Origin of the sequence: Dietzia sp. DQ11-38-2 (genome assembly GCF_014145055.1) — a bacterium.
Taxonomy (GTDB): domain Bacteria; phylum Actinomycetota; class Actinomycetes; order Mycobacteriales; family Mycobacteriaceae; genus Dietzia.
Map to the genome: position 1 here is coordinate 1 of NZ_JAALDW010000022.1, position 7,420 is coordinate 7,420.

The window sequence follows — 7,420 nt, forward strand, 5'->3', positions numbered from 1 at the left end:
TGCGGGCTCGTGCTGCCATCGGTGTGGCGAAGCTCGGTACGGCGCGGGTCGTCCGTCTTGGTCATGCGTACAGTTTGCCAGTGGGCCACCTCCGGAGCTCACCCCAGGGGGGTGGTCTCACGACGTCGTCCGCGGCGGGCGCCGGCCCGGCGCCCTGCGTGCGCCGGCCCGGCGCACCGCCTCGACACATGAGGACGGACCCCGCTCCACCGTGGTGGTGGGGCGGGGTCCGTCGGTTCCGGGACCCGAGGTCGCCGGGCGCGTCAGCCGATCAGATCGGGCCGTAGCGCGCGTTCATCGCCTGGGCCATCATCGGCCAGGACTGCTTGAGGTCGTCCTGCCAGTAGCCCCACGAGTGCGTGCCGTTGGGCGCGAAGTCGAACTGGGCCGGGATCTGCAGCTCGGCGAACCGGCGTGCGAGGTTGGCCGTGCAGTACTGCGTGGCCGCCTCGATGATGCCGCCGACGATCGCCTGGTTGGCCAGAGCCGGGATGCTGTTGCGCAGGCGCCAGTTCTCCAGGGATTCGTGCGGCCCGGGCAGGCCGTTGCCGGTGGAGATGAACATGGCCGGAAGGGTGCCGTTGTCGCGCTGGGCGACGAACTTGGGCGCCTGGGCGACCGGGTCGTTGGCCACCCAGCCCGGACCGGGGTAGGGCCCCCACATGTTGTCGAGGTTCGCCCCGCCACGCATGCCGGTGACGATATTGATGAACTGGTAGCCGATCGGGGTCGAGGTCTCGGCACATCCCGAGTACGAGCCGATGGCCTGGAACCGGCCGGGGTGGTTCTGGGCGATCGTCAGGACCGATGTGGCGGTCATGGAGATCGCGGCGAGGCTGCGCTTGCGGTTCGGGTAGTTGCCGCCGTACCGGCCCTCGAAGAGGGTCGGGAGCTCCTGGGCGAGGTAGGTCTCGAACGCCATCGGGCGGTCGGTCTCGCGGGCGTAGCGGGTCTGGACGTTGGGGTCGTGGCGCTGCCAGTCCGTGTAGTAGGAGAAGGCTCCACCGATCGGGGTGACGGTCCAGACGTCCTTGTCCGACATGAAGGCCCGGACGTCCGACTGCGCCTGCCAGGTGGCCGAGTCCTCTCCACCACCGGCGCCGTTGACGAGGTAGAGCACCGGCGCGCCGTTGTTCCCGTCACGCGGGCGCTGCACGATGTTCGGGACCTCGATGGCCATCTTATCCGACCACACCGAGACGATCAGTCGACCGTCGGGGAGCTGGGTCTCGACGACCTTGTTCTGGGCGGTGGCCTTGGTGTACTGGATGTTTCCACCCTGTGCCTGGGCCGTGCCCGTGGCAACGACGGGGACCATGGCCGCGGCGATGGTCGCCGCAGCGACCTTGGTGCCCAACCGACCGCTCTTGACTGAACGCATATTCCGACGCCTAACCTTCTCGTTGTTCACAGACGGACTCGGGCAGACCCGCACTGCACAGCTAACCCGATTCCCAGTAGTCACACAAGACCCACTAAGCACACTCCCGGTGGAAGCGCGCCTGCAGGACCGAGTCTCGCGCCCGCGGGGCACCTATCCGAGGATTCCATACCCGGGCGGCCCGTCGGTAACCGCGGGACCACCCTTGCGGTTCACGTCAACATTATCGACGCCGGCCGGCCCGCTGTTACGGATATGAACAAATTCCTATACAACCTTCGGGGCCCGGGCCTGGGCGCCACACCGATCGGGACACGAGAAAGGGCCCCGGGCACAGCCCGGAGCCCCCATCCCGTTCAGCCGAAAGACTCAGGCCATGAAGCCGGCGTCGAAGGCCTTCTGGAAGTCGCCGCCGAGGAAGTAGCCGATCCCCTTGACGATGTTGTTGGTGTTGCCGACAAGGCCGCCAGCGAGGTCGACGATGCCGTCCTTGCCGAAGATGTCGCCGATGGAACCGAGATCGATGCCCATGATGTTCTCCCTGAGTGCTGCAATCCGGCGAGATCCGGATCAGTGAATGATGCTGAGATCGGCTGCTGTGCGCCGCAGCCGGGGCGTTCGCGCCGGAGCGCTACGGCCGGGGCCTGTCAGGCGGAGACGTCGTCCCCGCCGAGGCTGCCGAGCGCGTCGATGAAGCCGTCGCCCGTGATCGAACCGGTGAAGCCGACGACGCCGTCGATGAGGTTCTTGACCGCGGTGAGGGCGGCGCTGATGGCGCTGAAGTCAGGCATGTGTGTCTCCCTTTGAAAGTGGTGCCCCGGCTCATGGGGCCAGAGTCAGAGTAATCTGAGCGACTCTGATGTCAATTGTGACGTCCGTCTCCCCCCCGCCGAGGTGACGACGAGGCGAACTGAGGCCACCCTTAGTGGTCCAGATCACGGATGCGAGGAAATCCTAACATCCGTTCTCAACTGCGCAAACCATTCAAATGAATGCGCATACGCTGGTGAGTGAGCTTCTCCTCACCAGGGCATGAGCGCACGGGCTGTTCACCCCCGGGACATCTCCACTTTCCGGGCCTCCTCACACACGAATGCGGCCCGCGCGAGGGAGATCGCGCGGGCCGCTCCTCGTGCCGGGGGCATGGCCGCCCCCGGCAGGCTCAGGTCACCACATCATGAAGCCGCCGGCGAGGGCCTCCTCGAAGTCTCCTCCGGTGAAGTAGGCCAGGCCGGAGAAGAGGTCTCCGAACGCGCCGAGGAAGTCGTTGACAAAGCCGAGGGCGTCACTGACGCCGATGAGGGATCCGAACTCGGGGAAGAACATGGTGCACTCCTGGGTCTGCTGGGTGTGTGTCTCTGGAGAAGGTGACTCTGGGATCGGCCGGCGGGATCAGTCGGCGCTGATGCTCGACAGTGCATCGAAGAAGTCGTTCATGCCCCCCTCGCCTCCCAGCGACCCGGTGAATGTGACGACGGCTCCGAGGATGTCGGTGATCCCTCCGAAGAGGTCTGACAGCTGACCGAAGTCGGGCATGGTGTTCTCCGTTCTCGTGCGCTCACGGCGCCCTCTGAGGCGCCTGACAGCGACTCTAAAAAGAGACACATGTCCATCACAATGGACGAAACCGCACCTTAACCGCAGATCACAGGCTCTTTACGCGAAGCCCGATAGATGACGTCCGTGTTACGTCCCGCCACGGAAGTGGTGTGTGCGCCACCACGGACGAGGTGGGGGCGAGCAGGCCCGGGCGGGGTTCGCGAAATGAGGGAAAGGCCGTGGCCCGCACCGGAAAGACTCTCCGGTGCGGGCCACGGCCCCACTGCGTGGTCGGGCTGGACTAGAAGCCCATGCCACCCATCTCGTCGCCACCCGGCATCGCGGGCGCGGCGGGCTCGGGCTTGTCGGCCACGACGGCCTCCGTGGTGAGGAAGAGCGCCGCGATGGAGGCGGCGTTCTGCAGCGCGGAGCGGGTCACCTTGACCGGGTCGTTGATGCCGGCCTCCAGCAGGTCCTGGTACTCGCCGGTGGCCGCGTTGAGGCCCTGGGCACCCGGGAGGCTGCGGACCTTCTCCGCCACGACGCCGGGCTCGAGGCCGGCGTTGAAGGCGATCTGCTTGAGCGGGGCGCTCAGCGCGAACTTGACGATCTTCGCGCCGGTGGCCTCCTCGCCCTCGAGGGACAGGCCGTCGACGGCGACCTCGGACTTGACCAGGGCGACGCCGCCGCCGGCGACGATGCCCTCCTCGACCGCGGCCTTGGCGTTGCGGACCGCGTCCTCGATGCGGTGCTTGCGCTCCTTGAGCTCGACCTCGGTGGCGGCGCCCGCCTTGATCACGGCGACGCCGCCGGCGAGCTTCGCGAGACGCTCCTGGAGCTTCTCCCGATCGTAATCCGAGTCGGAGTTCTCGATCTCGGCGCGGATCTGGTTGACCCGTCCCTCGATCTGGGCCTGGTCTCCCGAGCCCTCGACGATGGTGGTCTCGTCCTTGGTCACGACGACCTTGCGCGCCTTGCCGAGCATCGAGATGTCAGCGGTCTCGAGCGAGAGGCCGACCTCCTCGGAGATGACCTGCCCGCCGGTGAGGATCGCGATGTCCTGCAGCATGGCCTTGCGCCGGTCGCCGAAGCCCGGAGCCTTCACGGCGACGGACTTGAAGGTTCCGCGGATCTTGTTGACGACGAGGGTGGACAGCGCCTCACCCTCGACGTCCTCGGCGATGATGAGCAGGGACTTGCCCTCGCCGATGACCTTCTCCAGCAGCGGGAGGAGGTCCTTGACGGTGGAGACCTTGCCCGAGACCAGCAGGACGTACGGATCCTCCATGACCGCCTCCTGGCGCTCGGGATCCGTCATGAAGTACTGCGAGATGTAGCCCTTGTCGAAGCGCATACCCTCGGTGAGCTCGAGATCCAGGCCGAAGGTCTGGGACTCCTCGACCGTGATCACGCCCTCCTTGCCGACCTTGTCCATCGCCTGCGCGATGAGCTCGCCGATCGCCGGGTCGGCGGCGGAGATGCCGGCGGTCGCGGCGATCTGCTCCTTGGTCTCGATCTCCTTGGCGGAGTCGATCAGGTGCGCGGTGACGGCCTCGACGGCCTTCTCGATCCCGCGCTTGATGCCCATGGGGTTGGCACCGGCGGCCACGTTGCGCAGGCCCTCGCGCACGAGTGCCTGGGCCAGGACGGTGGCGGTGGTGGTGCCGTCGCCCGCGACGTCGTCGGTCTTCTTGGCGACCTCCTTGACGAGCTCCGCACCGATCTTCTCGTACGGGTCCTCGAGCTCGATCTCCTTGGCGATGGAGACGCCGTCGTTGGTGATCGTGGGGGCACCCCACTTCTTCTCCAGCACGACGTTGCGCCCCTTGGGGCCGAGCGTGACCTTCACGGCGTCGGCGAGCTGGTTGAGACCGCTCTCCAAGCCGCGGCGGGCCTCTTCATCGAACGCGATCATCTTTGCCATTGGGTGAATCATCCTCCGGGTGTGGGGTGACACGTATGTGGTCGGCGTCGGCGCCCGCGACGGACGGTGCGGACCGTGTCAGATCCGCGCCTCACCTTGCGACCTCAGTTCAGGTGTTGCTGGCACTCAGGGTAGCCGAGTGCCAAGCGCTTTTCTAGCACTCGCCCCCGACGAGTGCAAAGGGCCCGGGGCACTGTTCGCGACGGGCGAACGACACGCGCGCCGGTGCCCGGTCCCCTACCATCGAGACGCGATCCCGCCCCATCCCCGTCGGAAGGCCACCCATGTCCCCCGAGTCCGCGCCCGTCGGCACCATCGAGAACTCGATCGAGATCGACGCCCCACCCGCCCGGGTCTGGGAGGTCGTCTCCGAGGTCCGCAACGCACCGCAGTGGAGCACCCAGGCGTACAAGGTCGTCGCACTCGGTGGTCGCACGACCGCCGGTACGCGAGCACTCAACATCAACAGGCGTGGTCCGCTCTTCTGGCCCACCACCAGCCGGGTCGTGGAGTTCGAACCCGGCCGCCGGTTCGCCAACCGCATCACCGAGAACACCACCGTCTGGGTCTTCGAGCTCGACTCCCTCCCGGGAGGCCGAACCCGGCTCACCGAGCGTCGCGAGGTCCCGAGCGGACTGACGTTCATCTCGACGTTCCTCACCGAGAAGCTCTTCGGCGGTCAGCCCTCGTTCACCAAGGAGATGGACAGGGGCGTGTCGACCTCCCTGAAGCGGATCAAGGCCCTCGTCGAGCAGGGCTGACCCGCATGTCCGGGGTGGGCGTCGCCGCAGGGGTCCGGGCCGGGATCTCGACGGTCCTCGCGGGCTGCCTCACGGCGACGCTCACCGGGTGCGCGATCTGGACTGACGGCCCGGACCCCGACACCCCCGACCGCGAGGAGCCCGGCCCCACCCTGGCCGCGGGCCCGCCGCCCGGCGGATGGCAGGACGTGCGCAGTCCGACCGGACTGGTCTACTCGGTCCCACCCGACTGGGAGGTGGGCGACCCGTTCGGCGCACCCGCGCCGGGTGACACGGACGTCCCGCAGGACCCGGGGTCGGACTGGGGCTCGGGGTACGTCACCACCGCCAACGCGATCGCCGACCGCGGCTATTGCGCCGCGTCAGGGCTGTCGTTCCGCACCCTGTCCGGCATCAGCACGATGCTCCCGGGCGACGCGCGCGAGCAGGCCGAGTCCGCCTCGCGGGCCATGGCGGACTCGATCGACCGTCGCTTCACCAGGAACGGTGCGGACGTCCCCGTGCCCGAGGCCCGCAGCATCGGCGTCTCGGGGGTTCCCGCCTGGTACGTCTCGCTCCGAGGCGCGGTCCGGCCACCCCGCGACTCCTGCACCCCGCCGACCATCCGGTTCGACACGATCGCGGTGTCGACCAGAGGGACGGACGGATCCCCCGCCTCGATCGTGTTCGTCCTGATGTCCGACGAGGACGAGCCGGGGGTCCAGCCGGAGGCGACGATCGATGCCGTGGTGGCGTCCCTGCGCTACGACAACTCGGTCTGAACCAGGCCGACCTGGCGTTACTCGGACGGCTCAGGCCGCCGTGACCTCCTCGGCCATCGGGGCGCCCGGCACCTCACCGAGCCAACTGCGGTCACCCCGCGCCCAGGCCCACCCGGTCGAGGCCGCGGCCTCGACCTCTCCGAGTTCGAGGGTCCGGCCGACGAGCGGGACCCCGGGCCCGTCGGCCACCTGGATGCGCAGGGCGTCCCCGGCGCGCTCGTATCGGAACCACCGGTCCTCGTCGACGTCCAGCTCGAGCCGGTCCCCCTCCACCTCCAGCGCGCGCACCAGCTGCTCCAACAGTTCGTGCGTCACCCACGGCAGGGTCCCGTGCGGCCGACCGCGCACGGCGTGGTCGGTGATGCCGGCGCCGGCGGTGGTGGGCCGGCGGTGGACGTCGATGTCGATCCGCACGCGCGGATCGGCCACCAGCCCGAGTTCCGGAGTGGTCACCAGCAGTTGGTGGGGGGCCGCGTACCGCATCACCGCGTTGACCACCAGGGGCCGGGTGATCACCCCGGGATGGATCACCACGCCGACGCCGTCGATGTGCGGCCGCCGGGTGAGCGCACCGGTCTCACCCACCGCGTCCGCCTCGGGGAAGCGAGTACTGACCTGGTCGCGGAGCTCGAGGAGATCAGCCCGGACGTGGGCGGGGAGATCATCGAGGTGGGCCGCGTCGCGACAGGCCGGGTCAGCTGGGGTGACGACGATCACGTAGGTCATGACGGATACTGTACTTCATTCCTGGTTCATCTTCCGTTCATGTTGGTCGCGAGTTGTTCATCTTCGGGCGGTGCGGCCTCCGGCGGGAGCGGGCTCGTACGGCGGGAGCGGGGTCGGACGGCGGAACTAGGCTGGCCCCCATGTCCGCCTCCACTCCGTTCCGGGCCCCACACCCGTCCCTGACCCCACTCGCCGACGCGGTCGTCACGCAGCTCGGTCGCGCCCGCACCGACCTCGCCGAGCTGGTGGCACTGCCGTCGGTTCACGGCTCCGAACCGGAGGCGTGTGCGCGGGCCTGCGAACTGGTCCGCAGGCTGCTCGGCGAGCT

The 7,420-nt window shown here is 68.3% G+C and carries 9 protein-coding genes and 1 pseudogene; 3 read left to right on the forward strand and 7 right to left on the reverse strand.

Annotated elements, in window-relative coordinates:
* Positions 1–271: 271 nt before the first annotated feature.
* From G6026_RS00870 to groL, 6 genes are all read right to left on the reverse strand, one after another.
* On the reverse strand, positions 272–1,381 hold the full coding sequence (locus G6026_RS00870) for an alpha/beta hydrolase family protein (protein WP_107757385.1): 1,110 nt from the start codon (positions 1,379–1,381) through the stop codon (positions 272–274).
* A 369-nt stretch (positions 1,382–1,750) separates the two neighbouring features.
* Positions 1,751–1,912: a hypothetical protein gene (locus G6026_RS00875; protein ID WP_182611963.1), complete on the reverse strand. Its 162-nt coding sequence runs from the start codon at positions 1,910–1,912 to the stop codon at positions 1,751–1,753.
* A 116-nt stretch (positions 1,913–2,028) separates the two neighbouring features.
* Entirely contained in the window at positions 2,029–2,172 is a 144-nt protein-coding gene (locus G6026_RS00880; RefSeq protein ID WP_182611964.1) for a hypothetical protein, read from the reverse strand.
* Between the two features lie 376 nt (positions 2,173–2,548).
* Complete coding sequence (locus G6026_RS00885; RefSeq protein ID WP_017837823.1) at positions 2,549–2,707, reverse strand: hypothetical protein; 159 nt, start codon at positions 2,705–2,707, stop codon at positions 2,549–2,551.
* 66 nt (positions 2,708–2,773) lie between these two features.
* Positions 2,774–2,917 (reverse strand): hypothetical protein, encoded by a 144-nt coding sequence (locus G6026_RS00890; RefSeq protein ID WP_017837824.1) that lies wholly within the window; start codon positions 2,915–2,917, stop codon positions 2,774–2,776.
* Positions 2,918–3,221: 304 nt separating this feature from the next.
* Complete coding sequence (gene groL / locus G6026_RS00895; protein WP_107757386.1) at positions 3,222–4,844, reverse strand: chaperonin GroEL; 1,623 nt, start codon at positions 4,842–4,844, stop codon at positions 3,222–3,224.
* A 284-nt stretch (positions 4,845–5,128) separates the two neighbouring features.
* Here groL and G6026_RS00900 point away from each other — a divergent pair, with 284 nt between their 5' ends.
* Together G6026_RS00900 and G6026_RS00905 are read left to right on the forward strand one after the other, a co-directional pair.
* Positions 5,129–5,605: an SRPBCC family protein gene (locus tag G6026_RS00900; RefSeq protein ID WP_182611965.1), complete on the forward strand. Its 477-nt coding sequence runs from the start codon at positions 5,129–5,131 to the stop codon at positions 5,603–5,605.
* Positions 5,606–5,610: 5 nt separating this feature from the next.
* Entirely contained in the window at positions 5,611–6,366 is a 756-nt protein-coding gene (locus tag G6026_RS00905) for a hypothetical protein (protein ID WP_107757388.1), read from the forward strand.
* A 30-nt stretch (positions 6,367–6,396) separates the two neighbouring features.
* Here G6026_RS00905 and G6026_RS00910 read toward each other — a convergent pair whose 3' ends face one another.
* The gene (locus tag G6026_RS00910; RefSeq protein WP_107757389.1) at positions 6,397–7,092 is read right to left on the reverse strand and encodes a hypothetical protein; all 696 of its coding nucleotides are present in this window, start codon (positions 7,090–7,092) and stop codon (positions 6,397–6,399) included.
* Positions 7,093–7,232: 140 nt separating this feature from the next.
* On the opposite strand from G6026_RS00910, the pseudogene G6026_RS00915 reads away from it, so the two are divergent.
* Positions 7,233–7,420, forward strand: a pseudogene (locus G6026_RS00915) (dipeptidase); the annotation flags it as partial.